The sequence below is a fragment of the Pseudomonas sp. GW821-FHT12A04 genome (assembly GCF_058807755.1).
This window is the reverse complement of record NZ_JBXAQZ010000005.1, coordinates 163,381-179,869: the sequence shown is the minus strand read 5'-3', so window position 1 is coordinate 179,869 and position 16,489 is coordinate 163,381. Positions and strand designations below refer to the sequence as shown.

The 16,489-nt window shown below is 60.0% G+C and carries 14 protein-coding genes; 5 read left to right on the top strand and 9 right to left on the bottom strand.

What is annotated here, in order from left to right:
• Positions 1 to 66: 66 nt before the first annotated feature.
• Positions 67 to 729 (bottom strand): VIT1/CCC1 transporter family protein, encoded by a 663-nt coding sequence (locus AC1RS8_RS10275; protein ID WP_090456219.1) that lies wholly within the window; start codon positions 727 to 729, stop codon positions 67 to 69.
• Between the two features lie 118 nt (positions 730 to 847).
• Between AC1RS8_RS10275 and AC1RS8_RS10270 the strand changes: the two genes are divergently transcribed.
• The 3 genes from AC1RS8_RS10270 to AC1RS8_RS10260 all read left to right on the top strand — a co-directional run bounded on the left by AC1RS8_RS10270 (position 848) and on the right by AC1RS8_RS10260 (position 3,544).
• The gene (locus AC1RS8_RS10270; RefSeq protein WP_090456221.1) at positions 848 to 1,219 is read left to right on the top strand and encodes a DUF3302 domain-containing protein; all 372 of its coding nucleotides are present in this window, start codon (positions 848 to 850) and stop codon (positions 1,217 to 1,219) included.
• A 3-nt stretch (positions 1,220 to 1,222) separates the two neighbouring features.
• Positions 1,223 to 2,182 (top strand): HlyD family secretion protein, encoded by a 960-nt coding sequence (locus tag AC1RS8_RS10265; protein ID WP_150814616.1) that lies wholly within the window; start codon positions 1,223 to 1,225, stop codon positions 2,180 to 2,182.
• A 792-nt stretch (positions 2,183 to 2,974) separates the two neighbouring features.
• Positions 2,975 to 3,544, top strand: coding sequence for a DJ-1/PfpI family protein (locus AC1RS8_RS10260; RefSeq protein ID WP_489338707.1), 570 nt, complete (start codon positions 2,975 to 2,977; stop codon positions 3,542 to 3,544).
• Positions 3,545 to 3,614: 70 nt separating this feature from the next.
• On the opposite strand, the gene AC1RS8_RS10255 is transcribed toward AC1RS8_RS10260, so the two are convergent.
• Entirely contained in the window at positions 3,615 to 4,430 is an 816-nt protein-coding gene (locus AC1RS8_RS10255; RefSeq protein WP_489338708.1) for a lytic transglycosylase domain-containing protein, read from the bottom strand.
• Between the two features lie 415 nt (positions 4,431 to 4,845).
• On the opposite strand from AC1RS8_RS10255, the gene AC1RS8_RS10250 reads away from it, so the two are divergent.
• Positions 4,846 to 6,747, top strand: a complete 1,902-nt coding sequence (locus AC1RS8_RS10250) for a potassium transporter Kup (protein WP_090456231.1) — start codon at positions 4,846 to 4,848, stop codon at positions 6,745 to 6,747.
• Between the two features lie 286 nt (positions 6,748 to 7,033).
• On the top strand, positions 7,034 to 8,329 hold the full coding sequence (cls, locus tag AC1RS8_RS10245) for a cardiolipin synthase (protein ID WP_224795422.1): 1,296 nt from the start codon (positions 7,034 to 7,036) through the stop codon (positions 8,327 to 8,329).
• A gap of 118 nt (positions 8,330 to 8,447) precedes the next feature.
• Here cls and AC1RS8_RS10240 read toward each other — a convergent pair whose 3' ends face one another.
• The 7 genes from AC1RS8_RS10240 to AC1RS8_RS10210 form a co-directional block, all read right to left on the bottom strand.
• On the bottom strand, positions 8,448 to 9,512 hold the full coding sequence (locus AC1RS8_RS10240) for a GGDEF domain-containing protein (protein ID WP_489338709.1): 1,065 nt from the start codon (positions 9,510 to 9,512) through the stop codon (positions 8,448 to 8,450).
• Positions 9,513 to 9,636: 124 nt separating this feature from the next.
• Positions 9,637 to 11,052, bottom strand: a complete 1,416-nt coding sequence (locus tag AC1RS8_RS10235; RefSeq protein WP_489338710.1) for a purine-cytosine permease family protein — start codon at positions 11,050 to 11,052, stop codon at positions 9,637 to 9,639.
• Positions 11,053 to 11,564: 512 nt separating this feature from the next.
• Positions 11,565 to 12,605, bottom strand: a complete 1,041-nt coding sequence (locus AC1RS8_RS10230) for an ABC transporter substrate-binding protein (RefSeq protein ID WP_090456239.1) — start codon at positions 12,603 to 12,605, stop codon at positions 11,565 to 11,567.
• Between the two features lie 35 nt (positions 12,606 to 12,640).
• Positions 12,641 to 13,810, bottom strand: coding sequence for an acetylornithine deacetylase (argE, locus tag AC1RS8_RS10225; RefSeq protein ID WP_489338711.1), 1,170 nt, complete (start codon positions 13,808 to 13,810; stop codon positions 12,641 to 12,643).
• Positions 13,803 to 14,477: a DUF1028 domain-containing protein gene (locus AC1RS8_RS10220; RefSeq protein ID WP_090456242.1), complete on the bottom strand. Its 675-nt coding sequence runs from the start codon at positions 14,475 to 14,477 to the stop codon at positions 13,803 to 13,805. The genes argE and AC1RS8_RS10220 overlap by 8 nt, the downstream gene beginning before the upstream one ends.
• Positions 14,478 to 14,487: 10 nt before the next feature.
• Complete coding sequence (locus AC1RS8_RS10215) at positions 14,488 to 14,898, bottom strand: RidA family protein (RefSeq protein WP_003201555.1); 411 nt, start codon at positions 14,896 to 14,898, stop codon at positions 14,488 to 14,490.
• Complete coding sequence (locus AC1RS8_RS10210) at positions 14,898 to 16,259, bottom strand: flavin-containing monooxygenase (protein WP_489338712.1); 1,362 nt, start codon at positions 16,257 to 16,259, stop codon at positions 14,898 to 14,900. The genes AC1RS8_RS10215 and AC1RS8_RS10210 overlap by 1 nt, the downstream gene beginning before the upstream one ends.
• Positions 16,260 to 16,489 lie beyond the last annotated feature (230 nt).

Below are 16,489 nucleotides of genomic sequence, written 5' to 3'. Positions count from 1 at the left end.
CGACGTAAATGGAAGGGCAATTGTAAATGAGAACGAGTCTTTAGTGTGTTGAATGATGCCCGGTTTTTATCCACCCAGCGCAATGATTGCAAGGATCAGCACGCCCCCCGTGGCGGCCATGATCACCCCACCCTGCCATTGCGTGGCGCCAGCGTATCTGGCGAGCAGCCAGCCTGCGATGAACAGCACCACGAGTCCGATCAGGTTGGACAGGCGGATGGCGAGCGCCGTCTGATCGAGCAGTATGAACGGCACCACCAACGGAAATGTCGAGCACACGACCAACAGGAAAACACCGAGGGCGCCCCTGAAGTCGCTCCAGCCGAGGCCGGCCCTGATCGGCAAGGGGGGCTGCTCGAGCAGCCGACGGCGCAACAACTCCAGGCCCTCACTGCCGGCCGCCGTCGCGAACTGCAACGGCAACACTTGCGCAACGAGCGCCTGACCGACCGCGGCGTCCGTGCCATTACGCAAGGCCATGTACAGCTTGATCCTGCGCGTGCGCTCGACCAGTGCGCGCAACAGGTACATGACCGCATCGGCCAGTCCCCAGGCGAGATTGCAGCCGAGCGCGGCAATCATCATCGTGCGTTCGGCGGCCTGGTCTGCCGTGGCCACGCTGATGGTGCCGGTGAACGTCATGGCCATCAGCAGGCCGAAGATCACCTCGGTAATGCGCTCGACAGGGTCAAGTACAGGCGCCCTCTCGAATTGAGCATTGGTTGGCATGAACTCACCTCGTCGGTCAGGTACCGGTTGTTCCGGCTGGATATCCGCATCCCCGTCAAGTGTAGATTGAACGGCTACACTCAGGCGCACACGCTATCTGCTTCAAGAGGACTGGTTCATGCTTGAATACTTCGCCCTGGGCGTACTGATATTTGTAGGACTCTTCTTGTTCTACGGGATCATCCTGCTCCACGACATCCCCTATGAAATTGCCGTCCACCGCAACCACCCTCACCAGGATGCGATCCACGCCACCGGCTGGGTCAGCCTCTTCACCTTGCACGCACTCTGGCCGTTCCTGTGGATCTGGGCGATGGCCTATCGGGAGGACCGGGGCTGGGGTTTCAGTGACGGACACTCACCCAAAAGTCATGTGGTTCACCTCGAACAACAGGTCGCCGAGCTGCAAGGCCGGATCGAGCGCCTGGAGTCAGCGATGGGTACGGCACAGAACCGTGTGCCAACGGACAATCTCGGCGAGGGCATTTGAGCCATGGATCTCTTACTCATTCTGACGTATGCCGCTCTCTGCGTAGCCATCTTCAAGATCTTCCGCATCCCCCTGAACAAATGGACGGTGCCCACGGCGGTGCTGGGCGGGATCGTGATTATCGGCACGCTGATTTTCACGATGAACTACAACCACCCCTACTCCGAGGTGGCGCGGTCCTATTTCGTATCGGTTCCAGTGATACCCGTGGTCAGCGGCCAGGTGATCGATGTATCGGTGAAGACCAACCAGCCCCTGGAAAAAGGCGATGTGCTGTTTCGCATCGACCCTGCACCTTTCGAATACCGGGTGAAATCCCTCAAGGCACAGCTGATTGCCGCCCAGGCCGATCGCGCCCGGATCACCGAGTTGATCAAGCGTAACTTCAGTACCCAACGGGAACTGGATATGGTGGTCGCTCGCAGTGACGACCTGAAGGCACAACTGGACAACGCGCAGTACGAACTCGACAACACCACCGTCCGTGCGCCGAGCAAAGGCTTCGTCACCCATGTTTCACTGCGTCCGGGCATGATGGCGACCAAGTTGCCGCTGCGCCCTTCAATGGTCTTCATTCCCGCCGAAGGGCATTACTTCTCCGCGTGGATGCGCCAGAACAGCCTGTTGCGCCTGACCGAGGGCGACGAGGCCGAGGTCGCTTTCGACGGCATTCCAGGCAAGGTTTTCGAAGGCAAGGTCAAGACCGTCGTTTCGGTCATCGCCGAAGGCCAGATCCAACCGTCAGGCACACTGATCAGCTTTACCGGTTCACCACCGGCCGGCCGGGTTCCGGTGATCATTGAGATCACCGATCCCGACTATGCCCAGTACGCCGACCAGATGCCCGGCGGCGCCTACGGCCAGGCGGCGTTGTACAGCCAGCATTTCCACCACATCGCGATGATGCGCAAAATCCTTCTGCGCATGGCGGCATGGATGAATTACATCTTTCCGTTCCACTAACCTGGCAGCACCGGCAACTGGCTCAATCCTTGAATGGGGCCAGTTGCCGGCTCAGCGAACCGGCCTGATCGCGTTGTTATTGCAGCGACTGATCGAGCAGGCTGAGGGTCAGAGGGAGAAGGCCAGACAGTGGATCGCACCAATGTGGTACTGGAAGAATCGACAAGGAGGAGCGAAGCAGCGAGGGTCGGCGCTAAATAATCCAATACAGCAGCAGGCGAGAAGCAATCCAGTGAGACGCCTGGATCACCCCCCATGCCAGCAGGGCACACATCAACAGGTAGCCCGCGAGGAACCTGAACATCGCGTCCCTTTCCACGCAACCCTCCCGGCTTTACAGCCCTACAGGGCGTTCAATGCGAATGCGTAACCCATACTACGCCCGCCTCGCCCTTTAAGGTTTCGATTGCCAGAATGGTTTGCAGTTCCACCGGCTGGGTGATTGCACAGACTTGCCCACCGTTTTTCCAGTCATCCCATTTCCCTGCATCAATCGGCCAGAGGCGTGTCAGTGGTTGTCCTCTATGGTATCTGTTGGAGGTAGCTCCATTCATTTCACTTTCAGGACGAGGATCAATCATGCGGATGTGGATGGAGGGCAGGCGAAGAACCGGCAAGCACCTGGTTGCAGAGGGAACTACAGAGGCAACGGCAACTTCATTGATTTTTTCTCAAGTCCAGTAACAGTCAGGATGGCGTTGGGATTTTTTTCAACACAATAGACTCGAAGCCGACGTTGAGATCTGTTTGTTGTCGCTTTATGTTGTTCGTTTTCATGGAGGATTCGGACTGATGGCACGCTTGGGCTTGATACTGACACCCGGTTTTGCGGACTGGGAATACGCTTTCATTGCAGGAACCGCATCCCCGTTTTACGGGATCGACGTCAGGTTTTTCACCTCTACTACGGGGCAGTTCCACTCGCAGGGCGGATTGGCTGTAACTGTGGATAGCAGCTTGCAACAATGCCTGGACTGGAAGCCGGACGTTGTTGTCGTCATCGGTGGAATGATCTGGGAGCGTGCAGATGCACCGGATATTCGGGACTTTCTTCATGCTAGTCGTTCAAGTGGAGCGACAATTGCCGGTATCTGTGGGGGGACGCTGGCACTTGCGAGGGCCGGGCTTCTCGACACGGTCCCTCATACTTCGAACAGCGCTGACTTCTTACAACAGAATGCCGTAGGTTATGACGGGGCCACGCTTTATCGAAGCAGTCAAGTAGCGGTGGTTGCCGACCGCATCATAACTGCTCCAGGTCCTGCTCCCGTTAGCTTTACCTGCGCAGTGTTCGAAGCTGCCGGGTTATCTTCAGAGATCATTTCGCAGTTCAGGTCAATGTTGGCAGCGGAACACGGGTGACCGCTTCGTCCTATAAAAACAGCCGATCAGGTGATGTGTTCGAGGTCCGCTCCTGGCCGGTTTCTGCCCCTCACGGACGGCCGTTATGGTTGCGATAGCGTTCGGTCAAGGACTGCACGAGGGTGACGTAGGATTGCGTCTCGGCGTAGGGAGGCACCCCGTTGTACTGGACCACGGACGCTTCGCCGGCGTTGTAACCTGCCAACGCCAGCATCTGGTTGCCGTTAAAGCGCTTGAGCAGCCAGGCCAGGTAGCGCACGCCGCCACGAATGTTCTGTCGTGCGTCGAACGGATCGTCCACGGCGAAGCGTTCGGCGGTGGCGGGCATCAACTGCATCAGCCCCTGGGCGCCGGCTTCGGAAATGACGTTGGGGCGAAACGCCGATTCGGCATGTATCACTGCGCGGACCAGCGCCCTGTCGACACCATAATGACCCGAAGCGGCTTCGATCTCCCGCCGATAGGAATGGGTGTCCAGTCGCAGTGAGGCGACCTTGAAATCCTTCGGCGCCATGCACAGATAGCAGCCCTTGATGTAATAGAGCTCAAGGACATCGACCCGTGCGGAGATCCCGACGGGGCGCCGGCTCACATATTGACGATTACCCTTGTGGATGAAAGTCCACACCCGGATCCGCACCGCGCCTGGGGTGTCGTCCCGCACAACCCGTGGCAGGGCCATTGCCTTGGCGCCGACACCGGCGCCCGCCATGCCATTGAGGCGAGTGCAGCGGGCGCCGGCGATGGCTTGGCTGGTGTAGCTGATCGCTCCGTCCCTGGCTTGGCACTTGAACATGGCGCTGGCGCACAGTGGAGTGACCAGCACGGCCAGCTCGATGCAGCCAAGAAAGCTCTTGCGAGCCCATCGCCATGCTCTGGAACTCATCACATCGCTCCGCACCGCAGGCGCCGATCAGGCCTGGGGCGCCCGGACCGGGCGCTGCCTTTGGAGGGCCTATTCTGGGTGACCCCCCTTTTGTTCTGATAGTTATACCCCTTGTAACCGGTCTTGGAACTTGCGTTGACGTACGGGCTGCCGACGTTCCCGGGCGAGACGCAGGTCTGATTGCTCGCACGACGCGTCGGGCCGGGGCGTGACAGGCCCAAGCCACTGGATCTGATGTTTCGAGTATCTGCCGTAAATTTTTTACGCTTTCTTTACGACTGCTGTTTGCGCCCTCAAAGATACTGGCCGCGACTTTTTAGATCGTCCATGCGCCTTGAAGCTTCAGTGGCCCAGGCGCATCGTTTTGCCCAAGGATGGCATGTATTTCCTCCCCGTAATTCGAGAGAAGCGACCCTTGAGTGAAACAGCAATCGGAGCACATGAAAACTCGCAATCCAAAGCGTCAGGAGTGGGCTTGCTCGTCGCCGCGGTCGGAGTGGTTTACGGGGACATTGGCACCAGCCCCCTCTACACGCTGAAAGAAGTATTTTCTGGCCACTACGGAGTTCAGGCCAACCACGACGGCGTGCTGGGTATTCTGTCGTTGGTCTTCTGGTCACTGATTTGGGTCGTCTCGATCAAATATGTGCTGTTCATCCTGCGTGCCGACAACCAGGGTGAAGGCGGCATCATGGCGTTGACGGCTTTGGCTCGCCGCGCAGCCGCCCCTTATCCGCGCATGAGTAAAATACTCGTACTGCTTGGCCTGTTTGGTGCGGCACTTTTTTACGGGGACAGCATGATCACCCCGGCTATTTCGGTGCTCTCTGCGGTTGAAGGGCTACAGCTGGCGTTTGACGGGATTGAACACTGGGTCGTGCCTTTGTCAGTGATCGTGCTGGTGGCGCTGTTCTTGATACAGAAACACGGCACGGCTCGCATCGGCATTCTGTTCGGACCTGTGATGGTGCTGTGGTTTGTCGTGCTGGGTGCGCTGGGGGTCTATGGCATTTTACAGCGGCCGGAAGTGCTGCAAGCGCTCAATCCATACTGGGGAGCGCATTTTTTCATCGCTCATCCGGGAATCGGTGTGGCCATCCTCGGGGCAGTGGTACTCGCGCTGACGGGCGCCGAAGCACTGTATGCAGACATGGGGCACTTCGGTCGCAAACCCATTGCCCGCGCCTGGTTCATTTTGGTATTGCCAGGACTGGTACTCAATTATTTTGGCCAAGGTGCCTTGATCCTGGAAAACCCTGAGGCGGTGCGCAATCCATTTTATTTGCTAGCGCCGGGCTGGGCACTGCTGCCGATGGTCGCACTCTCTACACTGGCAACCATCATCGCTTCTCAAGCCGTGATCTCCGGCGCATTTTCCCTGACACACCAGGCCATCCAGCTTGGGTATGTCCCTCGCATGTTTATCCAGCATACCTCCAGCCAGGAGCAGGGACAGATTTACATCGGTACCGTTAACTGGGCGTTGATGGTCGGTGTTGTGCTGCTGGTACTTGGTTTCGAGTCGTCCAGTGCTTTGGCCGCCGCTTATGGGGTCGCTGTAACGGGCACCATGCTGATCACCACCATCCTGTCCTCGGCCGTCGTCCTGCTGCTATGGAAAACCCCGCGCTGGCTGGCCGTTCCGATGCTGCTCGGTTTTCTGCTGGTAGACAGCCTGTACTTCGCGGCCAATGCTCCGAAGATCTTCCAGGGCGGTGCGTTCCCGGTGATTGCTGGCATTGGTCTGTTCATTTTGATGACCACCTGGAAACGTGGCCGCAAGATCATTGTTGAACGGCTGGACGAAACCGCGCTGCCGCTACCACTGTTTATCGGTAGCATCCGCACGCAGCCCCCTCATCGGGTACAAGGTACGGCGGTATTTCTGACAGCCAGGTCCGATGCCGTTCCGCATGCGCTGCTGCACAACCTGCTGCATAACCAGGTTTTGCATGAGCAAGTGGTATTGCTTACGGTGGTGTCTGAAGACAGCCCTCGTGTGAGTGCTGATAGACGGTTTGAGGTTGAAGCGTATGGCGAAGGGTTCTTCCGGGTCAGTCTGCACTTTGGCTTTATCGAAGAGCCCGATGTCCCCTTGGCGCTGAGTCTCTGTCACTTGGCCGAGCTGGACTTCAGCCCGATGCGCACCACCTATTTCCTGAGCCGGGAAACGGTGATCCCGACCAAGCGCATCGGTATGGCCCGTTGGCGAGAAAGCCTTTTCGCCTTTTTACTCAAGAACGCCAACAGCAACCTTAAGTACTTCAAGTTGCCGTTGAATCGGGTGATAGAACTGGGCACACAGGTGGAGATGTAAGGAACTGGCAAGATCGCACTGGCGGTCTTGTTTGTTCGGCAGCAATCGACCCATTCCCGAAAAGCAACAATCGGCCAAAAGCACTCTCTGACGACGAACCCTGCCCTTACGCAGTAGTCAAAGCAAGTGACGGCATCGCCACTCGCTATCACCGTCCTCACAAAGAGGGGGCCTGATGAATCTTTTTGCCACATGTAAGGGTGTGTGTGTTCCTCTGGCTCTGTGCATGGCTGTGCTCCTGGCATTTGTGGTTTCCTGCAGTACATTGCCCAGGATAGTGCCCGATATGGCTCGCGCGCCCTCTGCGCCAGTGCAGCTCGACGGGGTACACGGGCCTCTGTCAGCCGAGCGCAGCAAGGCCATTCTCGAGCGACTCGAGCCAACCGGCGCAGAGACCGACATCTTCGACGTGCACCTCGCAATCGAAGAGTCCATCGTCGGCAGCCCGCTGACGGAAGGAAACAAGGTCGACTTGCTGCAGGACGGCCCCACCACCTACCAGTCGATGATCAAAGCCGTGGAAGCAGCGCGCGACCACATCAACATGGAGACCTACATCCTCGACGATGATGAAGTCGGCCAGCGCTTCGCCACCGCGCTGATCGCTCGGCAACGGCAAGGCGTACAGGTCAATCTGATCCGTGACAGCGTCGGAACCCTTAAAACATCATCAGCGTTTTTCTCTCAATTGACCGACGCGGGCGTCAAGGTGCTGGAGTACAACCCAGTCAATCCGGTGACGGCCAAAGCGGGCTGGGACGTGAACCAGCGCGACCACCGAAAACTGCTGATCGTGGACGGCCGTATTGCCTTTCTCGGCGGGATCAACATCAGCAGCGTCTATTCGGGGAGCTCGTTCAACTCTTACTCAAAGACTCGCCCAAATGGTGATTTGCCCTGGCGCGATACCGACTTGCGCATCGAGGGGCCTGTGGTTGCGGAACTCCAGAAGCTGTTCATCGGAACCTGGGCTACCCAGAAAGGCGAACCACTCGCGGCTCGCCACTACTTTCCGCCACCGGAGCGCAAAGGCACCGAGGTGGTGCGGGCCATCGGAAGCTCGCCAAATGAGCCGTTCAGCCTGATCTATGCCACGCTGATTTCGGCGCTGCGTAGCGCGCAATCCGAGATATGGCTGACTAACGCCTACTTTATTCCCGACCCGCAGTTGCTGGCGGCACTCAAGGAGGCTGCAGCACGTGGCGTCGACGTCAAGCTGGTGCTGCCCAGCAGCACCGATTCGTGGCTGGTGTTCCATGCTGGACGCGCCTACTACAGCGAGCTGCTGAAAGCCAACGTCAAGCTTTACGAACGCAAAGACGCGCTACTCCACGTCAAGACAGCAGTAATCGATGGCGTGTGGTCGACTGTCGGCTCCACCAACCTCGACTGGCGTAGCTTCCTGCATAACGATGAAGTCAACGTTGTTGTGCTGGGCGCCGGGTTTGGAAAAAAAATGCAGGCGGCATTCCTGGCCGATCTGGCCAAGTCGAACGAAATCAAGATGGAAAAGTGGCAGAGCCGCTCGCTCGGTGTGAAAGCCAAGGAGCAGATGGCGCGCCTTTGGGAGTACTGGCTCTGAGTTGAGTGGCGTGTCACCGGGATGTGCTGTTCTGCACCCTGATGGGTATGTCGCTAACCCATGCCCAGGAAGCAGCGTAGACTTTTGCCAGCGACCTTGCCCCCCGTGAAACTGAAATCTACGACCCGACCGCTACGTCAGGCTGCTGACGCACCTGATTGCGCCCGTTGCGCTTGGCCTGGTACAGCGCGTCGTCTGCGCGGGTCACCAGGCTTTCCGGTGTATCGCCGGGTTGTGCATGGGCCACGCCGAACGAGGCGGTGATGGTGTCCAGCACCGTGTCGGTGCCCCGGGCCTTGACCCGCAGCGACTGGATTTTCAAACGCAGGCGTTCGGCAAAAGCGCCCGCGGCGGCCAGGTCCGGACAATCCTTGAGCACCACGCAAAATTCCTCGCCGCCGTAACGCGCCGCGAACGCTTCGCCAGGCAGCGAATCGCGCAACACCCGGGCGACATGTTGAAGCACGCGGTCGCCCAAGGGGTGGCCGTACTGGTCGTTGAATTGCTTGAAGTGGTCGATATCCAGCATGACCAGCGCCACGCCCGTCGCCACGTTGCTCAAGGCCTGTTCAAGCTGGCGGTTGAAGGTGGTGCGGTTGAGCAATTCGGTCAGGCCATCGAGGGTCGCGGCCAGTTGGGCGCGCTCCAGCTTGTCACGCAGGCTTTTGATTTCATGCTGTGCCGATTGCAACTGGGCGAGGAAGTGTTCCTGCTGCCCCTGCATCAGCCGGGTGCTCTGTTGCAGTTGGGTCAGGATGCTCGGCAAGCGCTCGCTGGCGGGCTCTTCAAGCATCTGCAGGTATTGGCCGAGGCTGGCCTGGAAATCCTGGTTACCCTTCACGCTGCGCGACACATCGCGCTCCATGTCGTCGACCAGATTGATCGCGTCCTGCTGCCCGGAGCGGGCGTCCGCCAGTTCATCGCGGATGATGTACTCGCGAAACAGCTTGGCGGCCGACTCCGGCGGGAAGTAGTCGAAGTCGTTGACCACCCGGTCCAGGTGCCGATTGAGCTCCGGCTCCTGGCCCTTGCTGTAGGTGTACCAGAGCGCGTAGTGCACCGGGTTGGGCGGAATGTTGTGACGAACCATCAGCGGCACTGCCTGCTTGAGCAATGCCGCCGCCTCGCGGGAGTCTTCTGGATACAGCGCTAGAACAGTCGCACGCGTGTCTGATTGGCTCATGGTTTCACTGTGATTGTTATCATTGGCGTTTGGCAAACTTGCTGAGCATAGCCATACGCCCGGCAAACGACCATCCCGAATTACACAATCATTTCAACCCGGTACGCCTGTGCCACAGGCCCGCTCAACTGTTGGTCGGCATCAGACTGGCCATGTTCTGGCGCCGACGATAAGCCGTATCACGGTTCGCCAGCCAGTAGTACAGCGGTGTGGTGACCACCAGCCCGACCAACCAGGATAAATCCGCACCATCAATGTGCACGGCCACGGGACCGGTGTAGATCGGCGTGTTCATGAACGGGATCTGCACCACGATGCCGATGGCGTAGGCCAACAACGCCTGCGGGTTGAAGCGGCCATAGATGCCGCCGTCGATGCGGAAGATCGAGGCGATGTCGTACTCGCCCTTGTGGATCGCGTAGAAGTCGATGAGGTTGATCGCGGTCCACGGCACCAGCACCACCAGCAACGCCAGTACCAGGTCAACGAAATGCCCGATGAAATCCGCCGAGGCGCCGATGGCCGCCACGCAGCAACCGGCGAGGATGATCAGCGACAGTACCGCCCGGCTCGAAGCAGTCGGAATCCAGCGGTGGGCGAAGGTTTGCAGCAAGGTGATCACCGACAGCACGGCGCCATACAGATTCAGGGCGTTGTGGCTGATCACACTGAGCAGGAACAGCACCAGCATCAGCGGGCCGATGGCGCCGGTCGCGAGTTTCACCGCGTCCATGGTGTCCATGCCCACCGGCGTGGCCAGCACGGCGACGGCGCCGAACACGAAGGACAGGATTGAACCCAGCGAGGAGCCGAGGTAGGTCGCCCAGAACGTCGAACTGACTTTCACGTCTTTGGGCAGGTAGCGCGAGTAGTCGGACACGTAGGGCGCGAATGCGATCTGCCACAGCGCCGCCAGCGACACCGTGGCCAGCCAGCCGGAAATGTTGAAACTGCCACGGGTCAGGAAGTCATCGGTCTGCACGTGGGTCAGGATGTAGCCGAAACCGAGCACGATGCCGAGGCCCAGCACCCAGGTGCCGATGCGATTGAGCACGTGGATGAAGCGGTAGCCAATGATGCCGATGATCCCCGAGCCAAGGCCGCCAAGGACGATGCCGACCGACACCGGCACGCTCTCGACCACGCCATGCAGCGACTTGCCGGCCAGGACGATGTTGGAAGCGAAGAAACCGATGTACATCACGCCGGCAATCACCACCACCAGCAACGCGCCCAGCGAACCGAACTGAGCGCGACTCTGGATCATCTGCGGAATGCCCATCTGCGGGCCTTGCGCCGAGTGCAGCGCCATCAGCACACCGCCGACCAGGTGGCCGACAATGATCGCGACGATGCCCCAGACCAGGTTCAGGTGAAACAACTGCACGCCAAGCGCGCCGGTAACGATGGGCAACGGCGCGATATTGCCGCCGAACCACAGGGTGAACAGATCTTTGACCTTTCCGTGGCGATCCTCAGGGGGGACGTACCCGATCGTGTGTTTCTCGATGAGCGGGGCGGATGAAGCGGTGGTGGACATGACGAACTCCAAGGCAAGGATGAGTACGTGTTCGTACTTCGGTGTGCGCGGGCATACCTGCGCATTTCTTGTTGGAGGCGATCATGGACAAAGAGCGAGAGGAGGAAAATTAGTTAATTTGTGCCTTTAAACCTTAAAAAAGATTGCGTGGTTTTCCGGAATAACCGGCAGAAATAACCAATAAAAATAAAATATTGATCAGAACGCCATGACAACTGAACGACGAAATCCCTGTGGGAGCGAGCTTGCTCGCGATGGCGGAGAGTCAGTCAACGGCGATGTTGAATCTGACGGCCTCATCGCGAGCAAGCTCGCTCCCACAGGGTCCTGCATCCGAATTGACTGCCATCACCACTGCGCGAAGACGGCAAAGCATGAACCCGAGGTATTGCACTGTGCTTTTTGTGGGAGCGGGCTTGCTCGCGAAGACGGTGGCACATCCAACATCGATGTGACTGACATACCGCTTTCGCGAGCAAGCCCGCTCCCACAGGGGTTATGTGGTGCCTGTGTTAGCGCGCAGCCCAGGCATTGAAGCGCTGTTCAAGTTCCTCGCCATGGTCAACCCAGAACTCCGCGTCCACGGCCCGCGCGCCGGCCAGGTTGGCCTCGGCGGTCGGCAGTTGGTCCTGCACATCCTTGGGCAGCAATGGCAGGGTCTGGCGATGCACCGGCCCGTAGGGGATGGTTTCCGAGAAGACTTTTTGCGTCTGCGGCTGGCTGGCAAAGGCGATGAAGTTTTCCGCCAGCGCCTTGTTCGGCGTGCCTTTGACCACCGCCCAGTATTCCGGGTCGTACAGGCTCTGCGGCCAGACGATGCTCAGTTTCATGCCTTCCTTCTGCGCCGAAGCGATCCGGCCGTTGTAGGCCGCGCTCATCACCACGTCACCGGCCACCAGCCATTGCGCCGGCTGCGCGCCCGCCTCCCACCACTGGATGTTCGGCTTGATCTGGTCGAGCTTGGCAAAAGCCCGCGTCACGCCTTGCGGGGTTTTCAAGACCTTGTACACGTCGTCCGCCTTGACGCCGTCGGCGAGCAACGCGATTTCCAGGGTGTACTTGGCGCTCTTGCGCAAGCCGCGCTTGCCCGGGAAGTCGGCGACGTTCCAGAAGTCGGCCCAGGACTGCGGCGCCTTGGCCTGCTTGCTCTGGTCGTAGGCCATGACCATCGACCAGACATAGGTTGCGACACCGCACTCGGTCAGCGCACCCGGCACGAAGTTCGCCGAATCACCGAAGCGTCCCGCATCGAGCTTCTCGAACAGGCCCTCTTCGCAGCCACGCAACAGCTCGGGGCTTTCGACTTCCACCACGTCCCAGCTGGTGTGACCGGCGGAAACCATGGCCTTGATCTTCGACAGCTCGCCGTTGTACTCCCCGGCGATGATGTTGCCCGCGCCGCTGGCGTTGAAGGGCTGGAAGTAGGCCTTATCCTGGGCCTGTTTGGTAGCACCACCGAAGGAAATCACGGTGAGGTCCTGGGGGGCCGCCCACACACTGGCACTCAACAACGCCAGGGCAAACGGAACACTGCAACGCAAGGATCTGGACATGGATCGCTTCCTCGGGGCTTGTCGGCCCGTTGTTGTTATGGGTGTTCGGATTCACTCAAGTAAGCCGCCAGGCGATCCATCAAGCGGTCACAGGCCGCCATCTGATCAACGCTGACAAATTCATCGGGCTTGTGCCCCTGGTCCATGCTGCCGGGACCACAGACCACCGACGGAATGCCGGCCTGATCGAACAGCCCGCCTTCGGTGCCAAAGGCCACGGTGCTGAACTCGTCGCTGCCGCACAGCTGGGCAATGAGGCGGGCCGCTGCACTGTCGGCGGGTGTCGCCAGGCCGGGATAGGCCGAGATTTTTTCAAAGCGGATACCGGTATCGGTGTCCACGGCCTGCATGGCCGGCAGCAACGTCTGCTCGGCGTAGTCCTGCAACTCATCGACGACCACTTGCGGGGCGAAGTCCGGCAAGGCGCGGATCTCGAAATCGAAACGACAGTCCGCTGGAACGATGTTCAGCGCCGTACCGCCCTGGATCACTCCGACCTGCACGGTCGAGAACGCAGGATCGAAGCGCTTGTCGTGCAATGGCGGCCGGGCCAGGGTGGCGCCGATGTCCCCCAGCCGACCGATCAGGCGCGCGGCCTGCTCGATGGCATTGACCCCGTAAGGTGCGTAGGCCGAATGACAGGCGGCGCCGCGCACGTGACACCGCATCGCCAGTTTGCCCTTGTGACCGAGCACCGGCTTGAGTTCGGTCGGCTCGCCGATCAAACACAGCGCCGGTGCCGGGATGCGTTGGGGCAGCACCTCCAGCAAGCCGCGCACGCCGAGGCAACCGACTTCTTCGTCATAGGAAAACGCCAAATGCACCGGGCGCTTTAAAGGGCTGGAGAGAAACATCGGCACAGCGGCCAGCACAGAAGCCAGATAGCCCTTCATGTCCGCGCTGCCGCGACCGTAAAGCTTGCCGTGCGCCTCGCTCAGGCAGAACGGTTCGACCGTCCAGGCCTGGCCGTCCACCGGCACCACGTCGGTGTGCCCGGACAACACGATGCCGCCGGCCACACACGGTCCGACCGTGGCCAACAGATTGGCCTTGGTCCGCTCGGCGTTGTAGATCAGTTCGCAATCCACGCCCAGTTCGTGCAGGTAGTCGCGCACGAACTCGATCAGCTCCAGGTTCGAATCGCGGCTGACCGTGGCGAACCCGATCAATCGCGCGAGCATGGCGCGGCTGCGCAACTCACTCATCGCCTGGCACTCCATACGCGGGGGCCAGGGTCGGATTGAGGGCGCGGGTCAGGTAGTCCTGCAATTGCGGCTCGTAGGCCGTCCACAGTTTGCCCAGCTCGCCAATCGGGTTTTCCTCGGCCCAGTCCACCCGAAGGTCGACAATCGGCCAGGTCAGGTCACCGACCACCGACAACGCTGCCGAGTGCACCGCGCCGGCTTCGCCGCCAGCGTCCTGCCCGGCCTGCAACGCGCTCATCAGCCGGGTGGCGAGACAGCCTTCGCTGTTTTCGAACGCCGCGACCATCGCCTCGATCACCCCACTGTTGGCCAGCAGGTTGCCGGCCGCCACGCATTGGTCACCGGCCACAGCGTTATTGATGCCCAGGGCATGGTTGCCACTGAACACCGCCGTGCGCCCGTGGGCATCCACCACCGCCACCTGGCGGTATTGGCTGTAGCCGTTGCGGGTCAATGAGTGGTCCAGCGCCTGGGGCGGCGCCGAGCCGTTGGCCAGTTCATCGAGGATCTGCGGGCCGAGGGCCGGCAGCGTGATGTTCTGGCTCGACACCGCGCCGACACCGGCCCGCAGCCACGGGCAGCGCGCACCGACGGCAATGCTCGAAGAGCTGATGGCAATGCCCAGCTGGCCGGTCTCGGCGCAGCGACCCACGATGGAAAAAGTCATGGCGAATTCCTTATTCAGGGATGACGGCGATCACATCAATTTCCATCAGCCACTGCGGCTGGCCGAGGGCGCTGACCACAAGGCCCGTGGAAATCGGGAACACGCCCTTGAGCCACTTGCCGACCTCCTGGTACACCGGCTCGCGATAGCGCGGGTCGATCAGGTAGGTGGTGGTCTTGACGATGTGGCTCAGGTCGCTGCCCGCCTCTTCCAGCAGTTGCTTGACATTGCGCATGGCCTGCTCGGCCTGGGCGCGCGGATCACCGAGGCCCACCAGTTGGCCGTTGAAATCGGTACCGACCTGACCACGCACATACACGGTGTTGCCGGCGCGCACGGCCTGGCACAAATCGTTGTCCAGCGTCTGGTTCGGGTAGGTGTCTTTGGTGTTGAACATGCGGATGCGGGTATGAGTAGGCATTAACGAACTCCCATGAGGCTGGCTTTGTGAATAGGTGCACGGGCGGCTTCGGCTTGACGCTGGGTCGCATCCCGGTAGTTGAGATAGGTGTGCTGTTTAACGATGTGATCGGCGATGTGCTTGGCGTCGTGCCAAACGCCCCAGATAAACGCGGAGCCACGACGGGACTGCCAAGGCAACCCCACGAAATACACCCCCGGCTCGGCCGACACACCGCGCTGGTGCTGCGGCTTGCCGTTTTCCTTGAAGGCATCGACCTTCAGCCAGCTGTAATCGGTGGAGTAACCAGTGGCCCAGATAATCGTGGTGACACCGGCATTGAGCAGATCCAGCTCCAGGATTGGATTGGTCACGCAATCCGGGTCCGCCAGCATGGCCCGGGCTTCGGGTTCCAGTGGCAGGTCCAGGCCATTGCGTTCGATGTAGGCGTCGGCCTTGTCGAGCAACGCCAAGTAGTTTTCATCGCCGCGCTGGATGTTGTCAGCGAGGTTGTTTTCGAAACTCACCATGGCGCCGTTAAACGCTTGGGTCAGGCCAACCAGGGTCATGCCTTGGTGAGCCAGCCGGCGGAAGTCCACGGTATGGCCGCCACGGGCACCGCTCACGGCGATGGTCACGTGTTCCTTGCCCGGTTGCATGGCTTCGGCATCCCACTCGCCAAGCACCCCCAGCCACCAGCAGAAATCACGGTTGCGATAGGCACGCGGCGGACGATCGTGGGCGCCCACCGACAGGTAGACCTGCTTGCCGGAACGTTGCAGTTCATCGGCGATCTGCACGCCCGAGGAACCTGCACCCACCACCAGCACCGCGCCTTCGGCCAGTTGCTGCGGGTTGTAGTATTGGGCGGAGTGAATCTGCGCGATGCCGGCGATTTGTGGGGCAATCGGCGGAATGGCCGGACGCTGGAACGGACCGGTGGCGACCACCACATGCCGGGCCTCGATCACGCCATCAGAGGTTTCAACGGTGAAACCGGGACGGTCGATGTTACGTTCGACTTTCTTCACGTCCACGCCGGTACGAATCGGCGCGTTGAACTTGCGGGCATAGGCTTCGAAGTACTGAGCCACCTGCTCTTTCCCGGCGAAGGCATCCGGGTCCAGACCGTCGAATTCCAGCCCCGGGAAGCGGTCGTGCCAGGCCGGGCCGTTGGCTACCAGCGAATCCCAGCGACCGGTGCGCCAGGCTTCGGCGATACGATTGCGCTCCACAACGAGGTGAGGCACACCGAGCTTGCTCAGGTGTTCACTCATGGCCACGCCGGCCTGGCCGGCGCCAACAACAAGCGTATCAATTTCGGTTTTATCAACTGTCATGGCTGTGCACTTCTGAAAGGTGGTTTGATTCAGGTCGGTCATGGCTGCCGCCTCGATTCTGATCACTGTTGTTCTTCTGCTGCGGCTATCGGTGTCAGGGTGTTGGCCGCATTCTGTTCGGAGCCGGGAAATAGCGAAATTATGTTTTTTGTGGTTGCTGGCGAGGAAAAAGCGTCGAGCCGACCGGTCGGCTGTGCAAGGTTGCGGGAGGCCTGATCCCGGCCTATGGTCCTAGCGATGCAATGCCGGCGATTGACGCCTGATGGCACAGC